This is a genomic window from Rhodanobacter sp. 7MK24, assembly GCF_014842995.1.
In the GTDB taxonomy this organism is placed as follows: domain Bacteria; phylum Pseudomonadota; class Gammaproteobacteria; order Xanthomonadales; family Rhodanobacteraceae; genus Rhodanobacter_A.
On the sequence record NZ_JACYXL010000017.1, the window covers coordinates 16,511 to 33,360 of the forward strand.

Annotated in this window: 12 protein-coding genes; 6 read left to right on the top strand and 6 right to left on the bottom strand. The window is 65.2% G+C overall.

Annotated features, from left to right (window positions below; translation table 11 throughout):
- Nucleotides 1-54 precede the first annotated feature (54 nt).
- The 5 genes from IHE49_RS17920 to typA all read right to left on the bottom strand — a co-directional run bounded on the left by IHE49_RS17920 (nt 55) and on the right by typA (nt 9,805).
- Complete coding sequence (locus tag IHE49_RS17920; protein WP_192160499.1) at nt 55-1,536, bottom strand: efflux transporter outer membrane subunit; 1,482 nt, start codon at nt 1,534-1,536, stop codon at nt 55-57.
- Nucleotides 1,537-1,720: 184 nt separating this feature from the next.
- On the bottom strand, nt 1,721-4,834 hold the full coding sequence (locus IHE49_RS17925; protein WP_192160501.1) for a CusA/CzcA family heavy metal efflux RND transporter: 3,114 nt from the start codon (nt 4,832-4,834) through the stop codon (nt 1,721-1,723).
- A complete protein-coding gene (locus IHE49_RS17930; protein ID WP_192160503.1) occupies nt 4,827-5,957 on the bottom strand; it encodes an efflux RND transporter periplasmic adaptor subunit in 1,131 nt (376 codons plus the stop codon). Before IHE49_RS17930 ends, IHE49_RS17925 begins: the two co-directional genes overlap by 8 nt.
- A gap of 1,065 nt (nt 5,958-7,022) precedes the next feature.
- Complete coding sequence (locus IHE49_RS17935; protein WP_192160505.1) at nt 7,023-7,793, bottom strand: TIGR00266 family protein; 771 nt, start codon at nt 7,791-7,793, stop codon at nt 7,023-7,025.
- Nucleotides 7,794-7,960: 167 nt separating this feature from the next.
- Complete coding sequence (typA, locus tag IHE49_RS17940; protein WP_192160508.1) at nt 7,961-9,805, bottom strand: translational GTPase TypA; 1,845 nt, start codon at nt 9,803-9,805, stop codon at nt 7,961-7,963.
- A gap of 168 nt (nt 9,806-9,973) precedes the next feature.
- On the opposite strand from typA, the gene IHE49_RS17945 reads away from it, so the two are divergent.
- Together IHE49_RS17945 and IHE49_RS17950 are read left to right on the top strand one after the other, a co-directional pair.
- A complete protein-coding gene (locus IHE49_RS17945; RefSeq protein ID WP_192160509.1) occupies nt 9,974-10,483 on the top strand; it encodes a peptidylprolyl isomerase in 510 nt (169 codons plus the stop codon).
- 102 nt (nt 10,484-10,585) lie between these two features.
- Nucleotides 10,586-11,017, top strand: coding sequence for a YidB family protein (locus IHE49_RS17950; RefSeq protein ID WP_192160510.1), 432 nt, complete (start codon nt 10,586-10,588; stop codon nt 11,015-11,017).
- Nucleotides 11,018-11,140: 123 nt separating this feature from the next.
- Here the strand turns inward: IHE49_RS17950 and IHE49_RS17955 are convergent, their stop codons facing one another.
- Nucleotides 11,141-11,395: a GlsB/YeaQ/YmgE family stress response membrane protein gene (locus tag IHE49_RS17955; protein WP_192160511.1), complete on the bottom strand. Its 255-nt coding sequence runs from the start codon at nt 11,393-11,395 to the stop codon at nt 11,141-11,143.
- 218 nt (nt 11,396-11,613) lie between these two features.
- Between IHE49_RS17955 and IHE49_RS17960 the strand changes: the two genes are divergently transcribed.
- The 4 genes from IHE49_RS17960 (at nt 11,614) to prpE (ending at nt 16,631) form a co-directional block, all read left to right on the top strand.
- Nucleotides 11,614-12,813, top strand: a complete 1,200-nt coding sequence (locus tag IHE49_RS17960; protein WP_192160513.1) for a pyridoxal phosphate-dependent aminotransferase — start codon at nt 11,614-11,616, stop codon at nt 12,811-12,813.
- Nucleotides 12,814-12,920: 107 nt separating this feature from the next.
- Nucleotides 12,921-13,907 carry a malate dehydrogenase gene (locus tag IHE49_RS17965; protein WP_192160515.1) on the top strand — a complete coding sequence of 329 codons (987 nt, stop codon included), beginning with the start codon at nt 12,921-12,923 and terminating at the stop codon, nt 13,905-13,907.
- A gap of 31 nt (nt 13,908-13,938) precedes the next feature.
- Nucleotides 13,939-14,529: a hypothetical protein gene (locus IHE49_RS17970; RefSeq protein ID WP_192160517.1), complete on the top strand. Its 591-nt coding sequence runs from the start codon at nt 13,939-13,941 to the stop codon at nt 14,527-14,529.
- A gap of 206 nt (nt 14,530-14,735) precedes the next feature.
- Nucleotides 14,736-16,631, top strand: a complete 1,896-nt coding sequence (gene prpE, locus IHE49_RS17975; protein WP_192160519.1) for a propionate--CoA ligase — start codon at nt 14,736-14,738, stop codon at nt 16,629-16,631.
- The last annotated feature ends 219 nt before the right edge of the window (nt 16,632-16,850 follow it).

Genomic DNA, 16,850 nt, shown 5'->3' on the forward strand with positions numbered 1-16,850 from the left:
CCTTTGTCAGGCTTTTGCTGGAACGACGGGCTGAGAAGCAGCTGCGTGGAGAAATCATTTGGCGCCGGCTTCCTCGTCGTGCTGGTCTTGCCACCAGCCGCCGCCCAAGGCCTGAAACAACGCAGCAGTGTCGCTGTAGCGCGCAACCCGTGCCTGCACGAGCGTGACCTCGGCCTGCTGCCACGTCTGTTCGGCCTGCAGCACGGCGAGACGATTCACGTCACCCAGGTCGAACTGGCGGCGGTTGATGTCGAGGCTGTGCTTGGCGGCCTGTTCGGCGACCTGGGCGGCTTGCAGCGCATCGGCATCGGCCTTCAGTGCATACAGCGTGTCCGCCACGTTCTGCATGGCGGCGACCACCGCGCCGCGATACTGCGCCTTGGCCTCGTCCAGCGCGGCTTCGGCGGCGCGCTGCTGGTGCTTGAGCGTACCGGCGTTGAAAACCGGTTCGCTGACGTCCGCGGCGAGGTTCCAGAATGCCGAGCCGTCCTTGAACAAATCGTCGATGTTCATGGGCGAGCTGCCGGCATTCGCGCTGAGCGTGAATTTCGGCAGGCGGTTGGCCACGGCTATGCCCACCTGTGCACTGGCCGCGTGCAACTGCGCCTCCGCGGCACGCACGTCCGGGCGCTGTGCCACCAGTTGCGCAGGCAGGCTGAGCGGCAGTGTATCGGGCAGATGCAGATCGGTGAGGTTGAAGCTGGTTACCGACGCATCGGCGGCCGACTGGCCGAGGAGGGCGGCGATGGCGTCGTTCTGCTGGTTGAGTTGCTTCTGCAGCGGTGGCAGCGTGGCCTGCGTCTGCGCCAGCGTGGCCGTTTGCGCGGTCACGTCCGATGGCGCGAGCTGTCCCAGCTTGAGCTGGCGCTGGAAGGAATCCAGCGTTTCCTGCTGCATGGCGATGATCTTCTGCGTGGCTTCGACCTGCGCACGCAATCCGGCCTGTTGGATCGCGGCAACCACCACGTTGGAGGTCAGGCTGAGCCGCGCCGCTTCCAACTGGAAGCGCTGCACGTCGGTCTGCGCGCGCAATGCTTCCAGCTGGCGGCGATTGCCGCCGAACAGGTCCGGTGCCCACGATACTTCGAGCTGCGCGGTATGCAGCGTGTAGTAGTAGGCGTTGGACGCGGCGGGGCTGGCCAGCGTGCTGGCCACGCGCTGACGGTTCACGTTGTAATCGGCCGTGACCTGCGGAAACAGGGCGCCCTTGCCGGCAGCCTGTGCCTCCTGTGCCTGGCGCAGAGCAGCTTGCGCGGCGTCCAGCCCGGGGTTGGCCTTGAGCGATTGCCTGATGAGTGCGTCGAGTTGCGGCGACCGGAACAGCGTCCACCACTGCGCCGGTACGTCCATGCCGGCGACGAGGTGCTGCGCGTCACCGCTCTGGCCGATGGTGGCCGGTATCGGTTGTGCGGTGTAGCGGTCGTCCTTCGGTGCGTCGGGGCGGTGATAGTCGGGCCCGACCATGCAGCCGGCGAGCAAGGCGGCGCCGGCCAGCAGAGGCAGCGTGCGGAATGTGCAGAGAATGAGTGTCTTCATGCGAACACCTGTGGCGGCGCGCTGTACACGAGCGCGACGCATGTACGGGATTTTTGTTTTTGTTCGTCAATCCGGCGAAAGCCGGAATCCAGTGTCTTTGCATTCAAGAGATCGCAGGCGCTGGATCCCAGCTTTCGCTGGGATGACGAGCAAAAAAAAGCGAGTTGATCTAGCCCCTCATGAGTCAGTGGACGATGCCTTGCGCGGGAACCGGGCTGGGGGTGCGCGGCGGATGCCGGCGTTCAACCCGGCTTTCCATCGCGAAGTACAGCGCGGGCAGCAGGTACAGGGTGAGCAGGGTGGCGATCGCAAGGCCGCCCACCACCACGGTGGCGAGGCCGCGCTGCACGTCGGTGCCGATGCCGGTGGCGAGTGCCGCGGGCAGCATGCCCATGGTGGCCACGGTGGCGGTCATCAGCACCGGGCGGAAGCGCTCCGAGGCGCCTTCCACCACGGCCTGCGCCAGCGCGGTGCCCTGCGTGCGCAGGCGGTTGATGTTGGCCACCATGATGATGCCGTTCTGCACCGCCACGCCGAACAGCGCGATGAAGCCCACCGCAGTGGCGATGTTCAAGGTCTCTCCGCGCAGGTGCAACGCGATCAGGCCGCCCAGCGTCGCCAGCGGCACCACGCCGAGGACCAGCAGCGCCTGGCGCAGCTTGCCGAATTCGCCGAACAGCAGCACGGCCATCAGCGCCATCACCATGCCGAGCACCACGATCAGCCGCGCCTGTGCACGTTCGGCCTCCTGGAAGGTGCCGGCCCATTCGAGCCGGTACGCCAGCGGGTCGTAATGCACCTTCTGCGCGATCAGCGCCTGTGCCTGCGATACCAGCTTGGACAGCGCGAGCCGGTCGTTGTCGACGGTGATCGACAGCTCGCGCTTGCCGCTCTCGTGGGCGATGGTGCCTTCGCCGGTCTTGTAGGCGATGTGTGCCACCAGCGACAGCGGAATCTGCCCGCCGCTGGCCGTGGTGAGCGGCAGTCTGCCGATGGCTTCCGCATTGTTCGCCACCGTATCGGAGACGCGTGCGGTGACGTTGTAGATGCGGTCGGCCACGTACACCTGCGTGATCGGTGCGCCGCCGATGGCGGTCTGGATCAGGTTGCTGATGTCGGACACATTGACGCCGTAGCGCGCGGCGGCATCGCGGTCCGCCGCGATCACCAGTTGCGGGATCGGCGGGTCCTGGAAGATCGACGCCTCGGTACCGGGAATGGACTTCAGCGTATCCACGATCTGGCCACCGAGCTGGCGCATCTGCTTGAAGTCTTCGCCGTACACGTACAGCACCAGCGCGCTGTGCGCACCGCTGACCATGTCGTCCTCGCCGTCGCTGATCGGCTGGCTGACGCCGATGGTCATGCCGGGCAGTTCGTGCGCCAGTTTCGCCTGGAACTTCTCCACAAAGGCAGCCTTGCTCTCGCCACCGGGCCAGCTGTCGTAGGGCTTGAGCCCCACCGCCACTTCGATGTGCGATGGCGTCCACGGATCGGTGCCGGTGTCGTTGCGGCCCATCTGGGTGACCACGTAGGACACCTCGGGGAAGCTGCGCACCACGCGGCGCAGGTCGCCGGCCATCGCGCTGGCCTTGTCCATCGACAGGCCGCTGGGCATCTGCACCTGCAGCCACAGCGAACCCTCGTCCAGCGTGGGCAGGAAGGCGCGGCCCAGCGTGGCACCCAGCACGATCACCGCCAGCAGCGCCACGCCCGCGGCGATGTAGGCGACGCGCAGGTGCTGCAGCAGTCGGCCAAGGCTGGACTTGAAGCCGGCATGCAGCCGCTCCAGCGGCTTGTTGTGGAACGGCTTGCGCGGCTTGCGCAGGGCGAGCCACGCCAGGCTGGGGATCAGCGTGATCGTGCACAGCAAGGCGGCCAGCAGCGCATAGCCCACGGTGAATGCCATCGGCCGGAACAGCTTGCCTTCCGCATGCTCGAAGGCGAACAGCGGCAGGTAGGCGGTAACGATGATCAGCGTGGCGAAGAAGATCGGCTTGCCCACCTGTGCGGTGGCGGCCATCACGTCGGCGCTGGCCAGCTCCTCGTCCGGCTTGGCTTCGCGGCGCAGCAGGATCGCCTCGGTCACCACGATGGCGCCGTCCACGATCACGCCGAAGTCGATCGCGCCGATGGAGAACAGGTTCACGCTCATGCCGGTGAGGTGCATCAGGATGAACACCGTCACCAGCGACAGCGGGATCACGGTGGCCGTCACCAGTGCCGCGCGCGGGCTGCCGAGGAACAGGATCAGCACCAGGCACACCAGGCCCACGCCTTCCATCACGGTGTGGAACACCTTGTCGGTGGTGGCGTGCACCAGGTCGTCGCGGTCGAGGTAGGGCACGATCTTCACGCCCTTCAACGCGAGCTGCTTGTTCAACTCGTCGACCTTGGCATGCAGGTCCACCAGCACCTCGGACGGGTTCTGGTACTTCAGCAGGTCGACGATGCCCTCGACGGTGTCGGGGTTGCTGTCCTTGCCGAGGATGCCTTCGCGCACCTGGTGGCCGTAGCGCAGCTGGCCGAGGTCGCGCACCTTCACCGGCTGGCCGTTCGACTGGCTGACCAGGATGTCGCCCATGTCCTTCAGCGAGTGCACCATGCCGATGCCGCGCACGATGTAGCTCTGCTCGCCGCGCGCGATGCGCCCGCCGCCGGCGTTGGCGGTGTTGGCGGTGATCGCCTGCATCACCTGGCTCACGCTCACGCCGTAGCGCAGCAGGCTGGCCGGGTCGAGCACCAGCTGGAATTCCTTGGTGTAGCCGCCGAAGTTGTCCACGTTGGCCACGCCGGGCACGCTTTCCAGCGCAGGGATCACCACCCAGTCGTTGAGCTCGGACAACTGCATCAGGTTCTGCGTGTCCGATTCCAGCGTGTAGCGGTAGATCTCGCCGGCCGGTCCGGAAACGGGGTCGAGGCTGGGCGTGATGCCGGTCGGCAGCTGTGCCTGCCCGATGCGTTCGGTCACGCGCTGGCGCTCCCAGTAATCCTCACTGCCGTCCTTGAACACCAGGGTGATCAGCGACAGGCCGAAGGTGCTGCTGGAGCGCATGTGCATCAGCCCTGGCGTGCCGGCCAGCGCACGTTCCAGCGGCGTGGTGATCTGCTGCTCGATCTCCTCGGCGGCGAGGCCGGGCACCTGCGTGGTGACCTGTGCGGTGACGGCACTGAGTTCGGGATAGGCCTCGATGGAAAGCTGCGTCCACGAGTACCAGCCGAAGATCGCGACGAGGATGGCGACCACGAAGCACAACGAGCGCTTGTGGAAGCAGAATTCGATAATGCGGTTAATCATTGAGGAGCACTCCGCCGGCGACGACCACGCGGTCGCCAGCCTTGAGGCCCTTCAGCACGCGGGCGCCATCGTTCTCGTCGTAGCTCAGTTCCACCGCGCGGCGCTCGAACGTCCACGGCGCCACTTCCACGAACACGGTGGTGCTGTCGTTGTTCATCAGCAGTGCGGACTCCGGCACAAACACCTGCGCCGGTTGCGCCGCGGCGAGGCTGGCGGTGGCGTACATGCCGGGCTTCAGCGCGTGGTCGGCGTTGTCGATCGCGATGCGCACCGGGTCGCGGCGGCTGGCAGGATCGAGCACGGCACCCACGGAATACACGGTGCCGTGGAATACGCGGCCCGGATACGCCGGCACGCTGGCCGTGGCGGGCTGGCCCTGTTTCACCAGACCCAGCGCATCTTCCGGCACCTCGGCGGTGATCCACAGCTTGTCGATGTTGGCGATGGTCATCATCGATGCGGTGGCGTCGTTGACGAAGGCGCCGGGAGCGATGGACAGCACGGTGATCGTGCCGTCGATCGGGGCGCGCACCTGCATCGGGCGCGATGCACCCTTGGCGTCGGCGTTGCCGCCCAGTGCGTCGAGGCGTGTCTGCGCGCGCCGGTATTCCGCCTCGGCCTGCACGTAGCCGCTCTGCGCGGCTTCCAGATCCTTCACCGCTGCGCCGCCGGCCTGCTGCACGCCGTGCGCACGGTCCAGCGCTTTCTTCGCGAGGTTCAGGGCGTCGCGCGCCTTGTCCACGTCGGCGTAGGCCTGCGCGAGATCGCCGGAGTCGATCACCGCCAGCAGTTGGCCGCGTTGCACGTGATCGCCTAGGTTCACGTCCAGCGAGACCACGCGGCCGGTGAGCGCGGGCAGCACGTTGGCCATGTGCGCGGGGTCGGCTTCGACGTTGGCGGGGAAGGCGAGTTCGTGCGGCGCCTGGTGCATGTCCACCGGCGCGATCTTCAGGCGCTTGCGCAATGGCGAATCGGCGGGTACTTCGAGTTGCTGGCCGTGGACGACGAAGGCGGCCGCCGCTTCCTGCGCTGATTCGTCGTGCGAGCAACCGCCAAGCAGGCAGGCGAGGGTGAAAGCGAGTGTGCAGGCGGCAGCGCGCGGACGGGAGAACGTGTTGAACATGACTGGCATCCGATGCAGCCCGGTCGGGCGAGGGCGGATGCAAGCAGGCATCAGCCCTGCATCGCGCCGGACGCGTCGATCCGGTGTGGTGTGGAATCGTTTGAGACGGAACCGCTCTGAACGGAACCGTTTTGAACCGCGCCGGCATGGGGCGCAGAGGGAGGTCTACTGTCGTCAGGCATGGTGGCCTCCATGATCCATCACGAAGCAGGCCGGAGCTTGAGCGTTCGTGTGCGATCCCCAAACACCCCGCGTTGTCATCGAGTGGCCGTCAGGTGGTGGCGCGTGGCGCAGCGCCTGCCTGGCTGGCAGGTGAAGCCACGCGCTGCCGCGTGGTGGCCACTCGATGGCAACCCTTCGGGCCGGGTCTGTTTGCCCGCATGCCTGCGTCATCACTCGGTCGTGGACGGACGACCACTCCGTCGCTCTTCCTTGGCCTGCGCGCAAACAGCTTCCCGGCGCGGGGTGCTTGGGGATCGCACACGGACTCTGAAGTGCCCGCATGTCGAAACGATGACAGGCGCGCTCAAACACCCGGCGCGGATGCGTCGGGCGCGATGTTCTTGAAGTGAAGCGGTGAAACATGGGCTCGCCTCTGCATGCGCACGCGGCGCACGGCGGCGGCCCGTCTCTCAGTCGAGAAAGACGAAAGCCGACCGCAGGCGGTCGCGTACGCTCATCGGGTTGTTGAACGCCAGCGTCCGCAAATGCTTGCGGTTGCCGGCGCGTCGACTGGGATAACTGTCCATTTCTCGCTGGGAGTGGCCAAAGGAGCCATCAGTCGGACTGAGGGCGGGCGCACTGTAGTTGCGGGCTGCAGGGCTGTCAACGCATCTGGACGGCTGGGTTTGCGGGTTCAGCCAGACTGCGCAAGGCGCTTTGCACAGCAGCAGGCTTACGCGCCTGAATCACTGCTGATGCGAAGCGGTCGAGTCGGGACCATGACGCATGAAGGCCGCCTCGCGGCGGCCTTCGATCGAGGCGACAGAACGGCGTGGCGTGATCGTCGCGTCGCTATTTCGTGCGATCTTCCGCGGCAAAGCCCTGCGTGCCCTCGGTGCAGCCCTAGTTGTTGTCGCCGCCCAGCATCGAACCGATGACTCCGCCAAGCAGGCCGGCACCGATGCCGGTCGATGCCGCGCGATTGCCTTCGCCCGGCATGTATTCGGCGATCTGGTGGGCGAGGCGCGAAATAGGCAGGGTCTGCAGCCATATCGTGCCGGGTCCGGTGAGCGATGCCAGGAAGATGCCGTCGCCGCCGAAGATGGCATTGCGGATGCCAGGCACGGTCGTGATCTGGAAGTTCACCGAAGCCTGGAAGGCGCCGACGTGTCCAGGATGCACGCGCAACGTTTCGCCGGGGACAAGGTCTTTCCGGATGAGTTCGCCGGACAGTTCCAGCCAGGCCGTACCGGTACCGCTGATCCGCTGCAGCAGCAAACCGGAGCCGCCGAAGATGCCCGCTCCCAGCGACTGCTGGAAACCCACGCCGATGCTGACCTGCGATGTGGCGCAGAGGAAGCCGTGGCGATGCACCATGTATTCGTTGCCGGGCCCAACCGGCACGGGCACGATATGGCCGGGCACCTTGGTGGCGAAAGCCACCATGCCAGGGGATTGCACGGCGCGGTAGTCCGTCATGAACAGGCTGCCGCCGCCGGCCACGCGCTTGAACATGCCGAGCAGGCCACCGCCGCCGCCCATCTGGGTGTGGGTGGTCATCTGCACCGAGGCGCTCATCCACGACAACTCGCCGCTTTCGGCAAACACGCTTTCGCCGGGATCGAGCTGCACTTCGAGCACCGGCATGGTGGTGCCCTGGATATGTGTCTGCATGGCGGGTTCTCCTGGTGAGGATGGGGTGGGCGGACTTGTCCACGACGAGCAGATGCCGGCGTGCGATCCGCTGAAGATACGCTTTCGAAAAGCAGGTCGTAAGCCCTCCCATCATGCAAAAGGCCGCCTTACGGCGGCCTTTTGCATCAGCATGTTGACCAACTCGCTCAGCCGCGCGAAGCCCGCTTGCGATCGTTCTCGGTGAGGTGCTTCTTGCGCATGCGGATTTCCTTCGGCGTGACTTCGACCAGTTCGTCGTCGTCGATGAAGTCCAGCGCCTGCTCCAGCGAGAACTTGGTCGCCGGGGTCAGCTGGATCGCATCGTCCTTGCCGGAAGCGCGCATATTGGTCAGCGGCTTGGGCTTGATCGCATTGACGGTGAGGTCGTTGTCCTTGGCGTGGATGCCGACCAGCTGGCCTTCATAGACCGAGTCGCCTTCCGCCGCGAAAAGCTTGCCGCGTTCCTGCAGCGGCCCCAGCGAGTAGGCGGGAGTGGTGCCGGCGGCGTTGGCGATCATCACGCCGTTGAGGCGCTTGGCGATCGCGACCGGCGTGTACGGACCGTAATGGTCGAACACGTGGAACAGCAGGCCGGAGCCCTGGGTGAGGGTCTTGAACTGGTTCTGGAAACCGATCAGGCCGCGCGCCGGGATCAGGTACTCGAGGCGCACGCGGCCCTTGCCGTCCGACACCATGTTCTTCAGGTCGCCCTTGCGGATGCCCAGGCGCTCCATCACGCCACCCTGGTGCTGCTCTTCGATGTCGACCACCAACTGCTCGATCGGCTCCATCTTCTGGCCGTCGATCTCCTTGATGATCACTTCCGGACGCGACACGGCCAGCTCGTAGCCTTCGCGGCGCATGTTTTCAATCAGCACCGAGAGATGCAGCTCGCCACGGCCCGAGACCAGGAACTTGTCGGCGTCGGAACCGTCTTCCACGCGCAATGCCACGTTGTGGACCTTCTCGCGATCCAGGCGCTCACGCAGCTGGCGGCTGGTGAGGAACTTGCCGCCCGACAGATCCTTGTTGCCGACGAACGGCGAGTTGTTGACCTGGAAGGTCATGCTGATCATCGGCTCGTCGACGCTCAGCGCTGGCAGCGCTTCGGGCACGTCCAGCGAGGTGACGGTGTCGGAAATGGTCAGCTCGGGGATGCCCGAGATGGCAACGATGTCGCCGGCTTCGGCGGAATCCTGCTCGATGCGCTCGAGACCAAGGAAACCCAGCACCTGGCCGATCTTACCCTGGCGCTTCTTGCCATGGCGATCGATCACGGCGACCGGCATGCCCTTCTTCAGGGTGCCGCGCTGGATGCGGCCGATGCCGATGACGCCGACGAAGTTGTTGTGGTCCAACTGGCTGATACGCATCTGGAACGGACCTTCCGGATCGACGTCCGGCTTGGGCGCGTGCTGCATGATCGCTTCGTACAACGGGGTCATGTCGCCTTCGCGGGCGTTCTCGTCCAGTGAGGCGTAACCGTTCAGCGCCGACGCGTAGACGATCGGGAATTCCATCTGCTCGTCGTTGGCGCCGAGCTTCTCGAACAGATCCCACACCTGTTCGACCACCCACTCCGGACGGGCGCCCGGACGGTCGACCTTGTTGACGACGACGATCGGCCTGAAGCCCATCGCGAACGCCTTCTGCGTCACGAAGCGCGTCTGCGGCATCGGGCCGTCCATCGCATCGACCAGGATCAGCACCGTGTCCACCATCGACAGCACGCGCTCCACCTCGCCGCCGAAGTCGGCGTGTCCGGGGGTGTCGACGATGTTGATGCGGTTCTTGGTGCCGGTCTTCTTGTTTTCCCAGGTGATGGCGGTGTTCTTCGCCAGGATGGTGATACCGCGCTCCTTTTCCTGGTCGTTGCTGTCCATCACGCGTTCGGCCAGCACGGTGCGCTCGTTGAGCGTGCCGGACTGCTTGAGCAGCTGGTCGACGAGAGTGGTCTTGCCATGGTCGACGTGGGCGACGATGGCGATGTTGCGCAGGTTTTCGATGGACATGGGCGGGGCTCGGGCGACGCGGGGTCGTCACGCAGGTTTCGGTAAGGGGAACTGGCGGATTATACGCGCTTGGGCCGCATTCCGCTCGCGCTTCCGACCTGCGCTATTCTTCGCGACCCACGTGCCGCGCGGCGGCACATCGATTCCGAAACCCAGCCGAGGAACGCCATGGCCATCCAAGTCACCCTGCACACCAACCGCGGCCCGATCCGCCTGAACCTGCACGACGACAAGGCGCCGCTGACCGTGGCGAACTTCGTGAACCTGGCAAAGCGCGGCTACTACGACGGCCTGTCGTTCCACCGCGTGATCGCCGACTTCATGGTCCAGGGCGGTTGCCCGGAGGGCAGCGGCCGCGGCGGCCCGGGCTACCGTTTCGAGGATGAGTTCCACCCCTCGCTGCGCCACGACAAGCCGGGAGTGCTGTCCATGGCCAACGCCGGCCCACGCACCAATGGCAGCCAGTTCTTCATCACCCATGGCCCCACGCCGTGGCTCGACGGCAAGCACAGCGTATTCGGTGAAGTGGTGGATGCGAACGACCAGCAGGTGGTCGATGCGATCCGCCAGAACGACACCATCGAAAAGGTCACGGTGGAAGGCGACGTGGACACGCTGCTCGCTGCCAAGGCCGACCGTGTGCAGGAATGGAACGAGACGCTGGACGCGCGCGGCTGATCCCCACGCGTGGGCCCCCGCCGGGTGCCCGCGTTCTTGCTCCACGCCGGCACGGCGTCTTTGTCCGGCTCCTCATCAAACCTCAACGAAAGGAGATCAGCGGTGTCCCTACTCGACAATTTGAGCAGCTTGCTTGGCGGTGGTCAGGGTGAGGCAGGCGGTGCATCGTCGCTGGTCAACGTGGCCGGCCAGTTGATCCAGCAGGCCGGTGGCGTGCAGGGTCTGGCCAACACCTTGCAGCAGCATGGTCTTGGCGAAGCAGTGCAGTCGTGGATCGGCAACGGCGCGAACCAGCCGGTGTCGGCCGAGCAGCTGGGGCAGGCGCTGCAGAACGGTGGCCTGGGCTCGGTGGTGCAGGACGCGGCAGGCAAGCTGGGTGTGGATCCGGGCCAGTTGATCGGCCAACTGGCGCAGGTGTTGCCGCATGCGGTGGATCACGTCACTCCCGACGGCCAGGCCCCGGCAGGCGGCGGCTTCGATCTCTCAGCGCTGGGCGGCCTGGCCGAGCGGCTGCTCGCAGCACACGGTGGGTGATCTTTGCGATCGTCCCTGATCGCATGGATCACACGGGCGGCCATCCGTGGCCACACTCCTCATAAGGATGGAAATGAAAAAGCGCGGCAGGGCAGCCTGCCGCGCTTTTCCTTTGTGGCGTGCTCAGACGCTGACGAAGCGCAGCAGGTAGACCAGGATGCACGCGCCGACGATCGACATGAGGAACCCGGCGGTGTGGAACTTCGAGCCAGGCTCCGGCTTGCTGAACAGCGTGGCAATGAAGCCGCCGATGAGCGAGCCCACGATGCCCACCACGGTGGTCATGATGAACCCGTAGTGCTCGGCACCAGGCACGATCCAGCGTGCGATCACGCCAACGATGAAGCCGACGATGATGGACCATATGATATGGAACATGCGCATTACCCCTCAGGCAGTCTGAATCTTCGAGTGGAAAGGCCGGATGCTGTCCACCGCCGGTTGGTCTGGCGGCGCCGGCATCATGCCAGCAGGATCAGACGAGGGCGATAGGACGAATTCCTGCCGCAAGCGATTGATGCGGCGCCGCATGCTAAAATCGCAGGGTTCGCTGCATCGAAATCCGACGATCCCCTCCCCACGATCCAGAGGAAGCCATGCCCCAGCTTGCCAAGCGTGTCGGCCGCGCCAAACCCAGCGCGATCATGGTCATCGCCACCAAGGCGAAGCAGCTCAAGGCCGCCGGCCGCGACATCATCAGCTTCTCCATCGGCGTGCCGAACTTCCTGCCCGGCGAACACGTGTATGCCGCCGCGCGCGAGGCGCTCAAGCACGACAGCGGCCAGTACGGCAGCAACCGCGGCGCGGATGCGCTGCTGGACGCCTTCCTCAGGCACATCGAAGCCCTGGGTTTCGGCGGATACAGTCATGCCAACCTTTCGGTGGGCATCGGCGCCAAGCAGGTGCTGTACAACCTGGCCGAGGCGATGCTGGACGAGGGCGACGAGATCGCCTTCGCCGCGCCGTACTGGACCACCTACCACGACATCGCCGACATCGTGGGCGCGAAGGTCAACGTGCTGCATTGCGGCCCGGCGCAGAACTACAAGCTCACGCCGTCGCAGCTCGACGCCGCGCTGGCGCGCAAGCCCAAGGTGTTCCTGTTCAACAACCCGTCCAACCCCACGGGCATGGTCTATACGCGCGAGGAAATCGCCGCGCTGGCCGACGTGCTGGCGAAGCATCCCGATACGTGGATCATCACGGACGACATCTACAACACGATGGTGTTCGACGGCATCGGCTACCACAACTTCGTGTTCGCGAAGCCGGAGCTGAAGGACCGCCTGGTCTTTGTCGATTCCGTTTCCAAGACCTATGGCATGCCGGGCTGGCGCGTGGGCCTGATCGCCGGCCCCGAAAGCGTGGCCAAGGCCATCACCACGCTCAATTCCAACCACATCACCAGCGTGCCGGAAGTGATCACCGCCGCCGCCGTGGCCGCGCTCAGCGGCCCGCAGGATATCCCGCACGAGAAGTGCGTCGAGTTCGCCAGGCGGCGCGACATCGTGATGGACGGGCTCAACGCGATCCCGGGCGTCAGCTGCCCGCGACCGCAGGGCGCGTTCTACGCGTTCCCGGACATTTCCGTGGCATTCGGCAAGAGCCATTCCGGCACGAAGATCACCAACGACGTGGAATTCTGCGCCGCGCTGCTGGACGCCAAGGGCGTGGCCTGCGTGCCGGGTTCGGCCTTCGGCGAACCGCGTGCGCTGCGCATTTCCTACACCTGTCCGTTCGAGCAGCTGCAACCCGGCATCGAACGCATCCAGGAGTTCTTCGCCGAACTCGCCTGACCAAACCCTGTGGAAGCGCGCCATTTGCGCGACCAGCCGTGAGCTACCGCGCATGGGGCGCTTCCGCGAAAGATGTACTGCAAGTCCCACCTGAGGAGTCATCGTCCATGAAAGCCCCCGTTCGAGTTGCCGTTACCGGCGCCGCTGGCCAGATCGGCTACGCCTTGCTGTTCCGCATTGCCGCCGGCGACATGCTGGGCCCCGACCAGCCGGTGATCCTGCACCTGCTGGAAATCACCCCGGCGCTGCCCGCATTGCAGGGCGTGGTGATGGAACTCAACGACTGCGCGTTCCCGACCCTGGCCGGCGTCGTCGCCACCGATGACGTCAACGTGGCCTTCAAGGACGTCGACTACGCGCTGCTGGTCGGCGCCCGTCCGCGCGGCCCGGGCATGGAGCGCAAGGATCTGCTGGAAGCCAACGGCGCGATCTTCGCTCCGCAGGGCAAGGCGCTGAACGATCACGCCAAGCGCGACGTGAAGGTGCTGGTGGTGGGCAATCCGGCCAACACCAATGCGCTGATCGCCCAGCAGAACGCCCCGAGCCTGGATCCGAAGTGCTTCACCGCGATGGTGCGCCTGGACCACAACCGCGCCATGAGCCAGCTGGCCGAGAAGACCGGCAAGCACAACACCGACGTCAAGAAGATGACGATCTGGGGCAACCACAGCTCCACCCAGTACCCGGACCTGCACCACGCCACCGTGGACGGCAAGCCGGCGCTGTCGCTGGTCGACCAGGCCTGGTACGAAGGCGACTTCATCCCCACCGTGCAGCAGCGCGGCGCGGCCATCATCAAGGCGCGCGGTGCCTCGTCGGCGGCTTCCGCCGCTTCCGCCGCGATCGACCACATGCGCACCTGGGCGCTGGGCACGGCCGAGGGCGACTGGGTGTCGATGGGCATCCCGTCCGACGGCTCCTACGGCATCGAGCCCGGCGTGATCTTCGGCTACCCGGTAACGGTGAAGGACGGCAAGTACGCCATCGTGCAGGGGCTGGCGATCAACGCGTTCTCGCAGGCGCGCATCGACGTCACCAACAAGGAACTGCGCGAGGAGCGCGCAGGCGTGGAGCATCTGTTTGCGAAGAAGTGAGTGACCTACGCGCATCGGGACCGCGATGTGCGTGTTTACCAAGCTGCTCCCCTCAAGGGGAGCAGCTTTCTTTTTGCTCACGGGGCTTGGGTTGGCGGTGGCAGACGAAGCGCCACGCAGTTTCGATCCCATCCGCATGTTTCTTGGCCCTGAGTTGCATCGTCAGATGCAGCAACCCGAAGTCCTGGCGTCGGATGGCAGAGGGGGGCATTACAGGATGTTCCTGCTACCGAATTTTCAAAAGAGTGAATTGACCACGCTGGATGTCCTGCCGGACGGCTCCGGCGATGTCCATTACCGCGTCAGTCCGTGTAGTCCGGAGCTGTCGTGTGGTGGTGTTGCCTCGGACCAGCACATTCATGTCACCCGAATTCAGGTAGATGCATTCCGCCAGGAACTTGCCGTTATCGGCTTCTGGCATCGGCTGCGTGTCATCCATGACGACGTCGCTGACGGTGCGGAAATACTCGTCGATGGTGTGAGATCCGGGAAGCGTGTCCAGTTCATGCGTAGCAGTATTTGCCCTGGCCGTGGCAAGTCGATGAGCACCTATGAACAAGTGATGCATGCGTTCGGTCGGCTACGGGGCATTTCTCCGGAGCCGACGTGCATTTATCTATAGCAGACGGTTTTGTCTGTGACGCGCAACGCGTTGGTCTTTCGTATGCGCGCATCGCTGACGTGAGCTAATAGAGCGTCATTGGACGAGGCTATGGCGTCTGCGCCAATGGTTCGACGATGCCAGCGCCGGGACACCTGCGACCATGGTCGCGATGTCGTGGTGACCTTGCCGGTCTAGGCTTGAGTGAAGCAGGCTTGGGAGGGGACATGAATTACGAGTCGTTCTACCGGCAATCGGTCGAGCAACCGGAATTGTTCTGGGCCGAGCAGGCGCGGCGCATCCACTGGGAGGTTCCGCCGCAGCGGATCCTTGATCATTCCAACCCGCCGTTCCGCCGCTGGTTCGTGGGCGGCACCACCAACCTCTGCTACAACGCGGTGGACCGGCATCTTGCCGAGCGCGCCGACCAACTGGCGCTGGTAGCCGTATCCGGCGAGACAGGCATCACGCACGAGTACAGCTATCGCGAGCTGCATCGCGAGGTGAATGTTTTTGCAGCGACACTGCAAGCGCTGAATGTGCGGCGTGGCGACCGCGTGGTGATCTATCTGCCGAACATCGCCGAGGCGGTATTCGCGATGCTGGCCTGCGCACGCATCGGCGCGATCCATTCGGTGGTATTTGGTGGCTTCGCGGCGCACAACCTCGCATTGCGCATCGACGATGCGCAGCCGAAGCTGCTGGTCTGCGCCGATGCCGGCATGCGCGCGGGCAAGATGATTCCCTACAAGCCGCTGGTGGACGCCGCGCTGAACGAGGCCTCGGCGCCACCGCCCAGCGTACTGGTGGTAGATCGCGGGCTCGATACGCAGATGAACCTGACGCCAGGTCGCGATGTGGATTACGCCGAACTGCGTGTGCGGCACGAGGGTGCCGAGGTGCCGGTGGCATGGCTGGAATCGAACGAGCCGAGCTACCTGCTCTACACCTCGGGCACCACGGGCAAGCCCAAGGGCGTGCAGCGCGATACAGGCGGCTATGCGGTGGCGATGGCGATGTCGATCCGCTGCATTTTCGACATCGCGCCGGGGCAGGTGATGTTCTCGACCTCCGATGTGGGTTGGGCGGTGGGGCATTCCTACAACGTCTACGGCCCGCTGATCGGCGGCGCCACGTCGCTGCTCTATGAAGGCCTGCCTACCCGGCCCGACCCTGGCGTGTGGTGGGGGCTGTGCGAAAAATATGGCGTGCGCAGCATGTTCTCCTCGCCCACCGCGATCCGGGTGCTGAAGAAACAGGATGCGGGCTGGCTGCAATCGCACGATCTGTCGACGCTGAAGTGGCTGTTCCTCGCCGGCGAGCCGCTGGACGAACCCACCTCGCAATGGATCAACACCGAACTTGGCGTGCCGGTGATCGACAACTACTGGCAGACCGAAACCGGCTGGCCGGCGATCACCTTGATGCCGGGTCTGGACCTGAAGCCAGCCAAGCCGGGTTCGCCCGGCCTGCCTGCGCCCGGATACCGCATGAAGGTGGTCGATGAGAACAGTGGCAGAGAAGTGCCGACAGGCAGCAAGGGCGTATTGGTGCTCGAACCGCCGCTGCCACCGGGCTGCCTCAGCACCGTCTGGCGCGATGACGATCGCTATGTGCACAGCTACTTCAGCCATTTCCGCGAGTTGCTGTACAGCTCGCTGGATTGGGCGATCCGTGATGCGGACGGCTACACCTTCATCCTCGGTCGCACCGATGACGTGATCAACGTGGCGGGACACCGGCTGGGTACGCGCGAGATCGAGGAATCCGTCGCTGGCCACCCCGCCGTGGCCGAGACGGCGGTGATCGGCGTACGCGACGAATTGAAAGGCCAGGTGCCGGTAGTGTTCGCCACGTTGAAGCAAGAGACAGGTGCGAGCGTCGCCGAAGTTGCGCGCGGCATGCAGCAGCGCGTGGTGGACCAGCTCGGCAGCGTGGCGAAGCCGGCGCGGGTGTACGTGGTCAATGCGCTGCCCAAGACGCGCTCAGGCAAACTGTTGCGGCGTTCGCTGCAGGCACTGGCCGAACAGCGCGACCCGGGCGATCTCTCCACGCTGGACGATCCGGCGGCACTGGAGGAAATCCGCAAGGCGCTGGAGCGCGGGCCGGACCAGGGAAGTTGAGGCGGTACCGTTCAGATAATCGTTGGTGTACATGAGGGAATCCCTCTCCCTTCGGGAGAGGGTGCCGACCTGCAGGCGCTGAAGCGCCTGCGCAACGTCGACGCTGGCCCCGCAGGGGAGGGCGTCAAGGATGGCGCGAATCTAGGCGGGTGAGGGGTGCGGGCGGAGCACAACGCTTTGCTCTGCCCAAACCCGTACCCCAACTCATCTCCCGTAGGG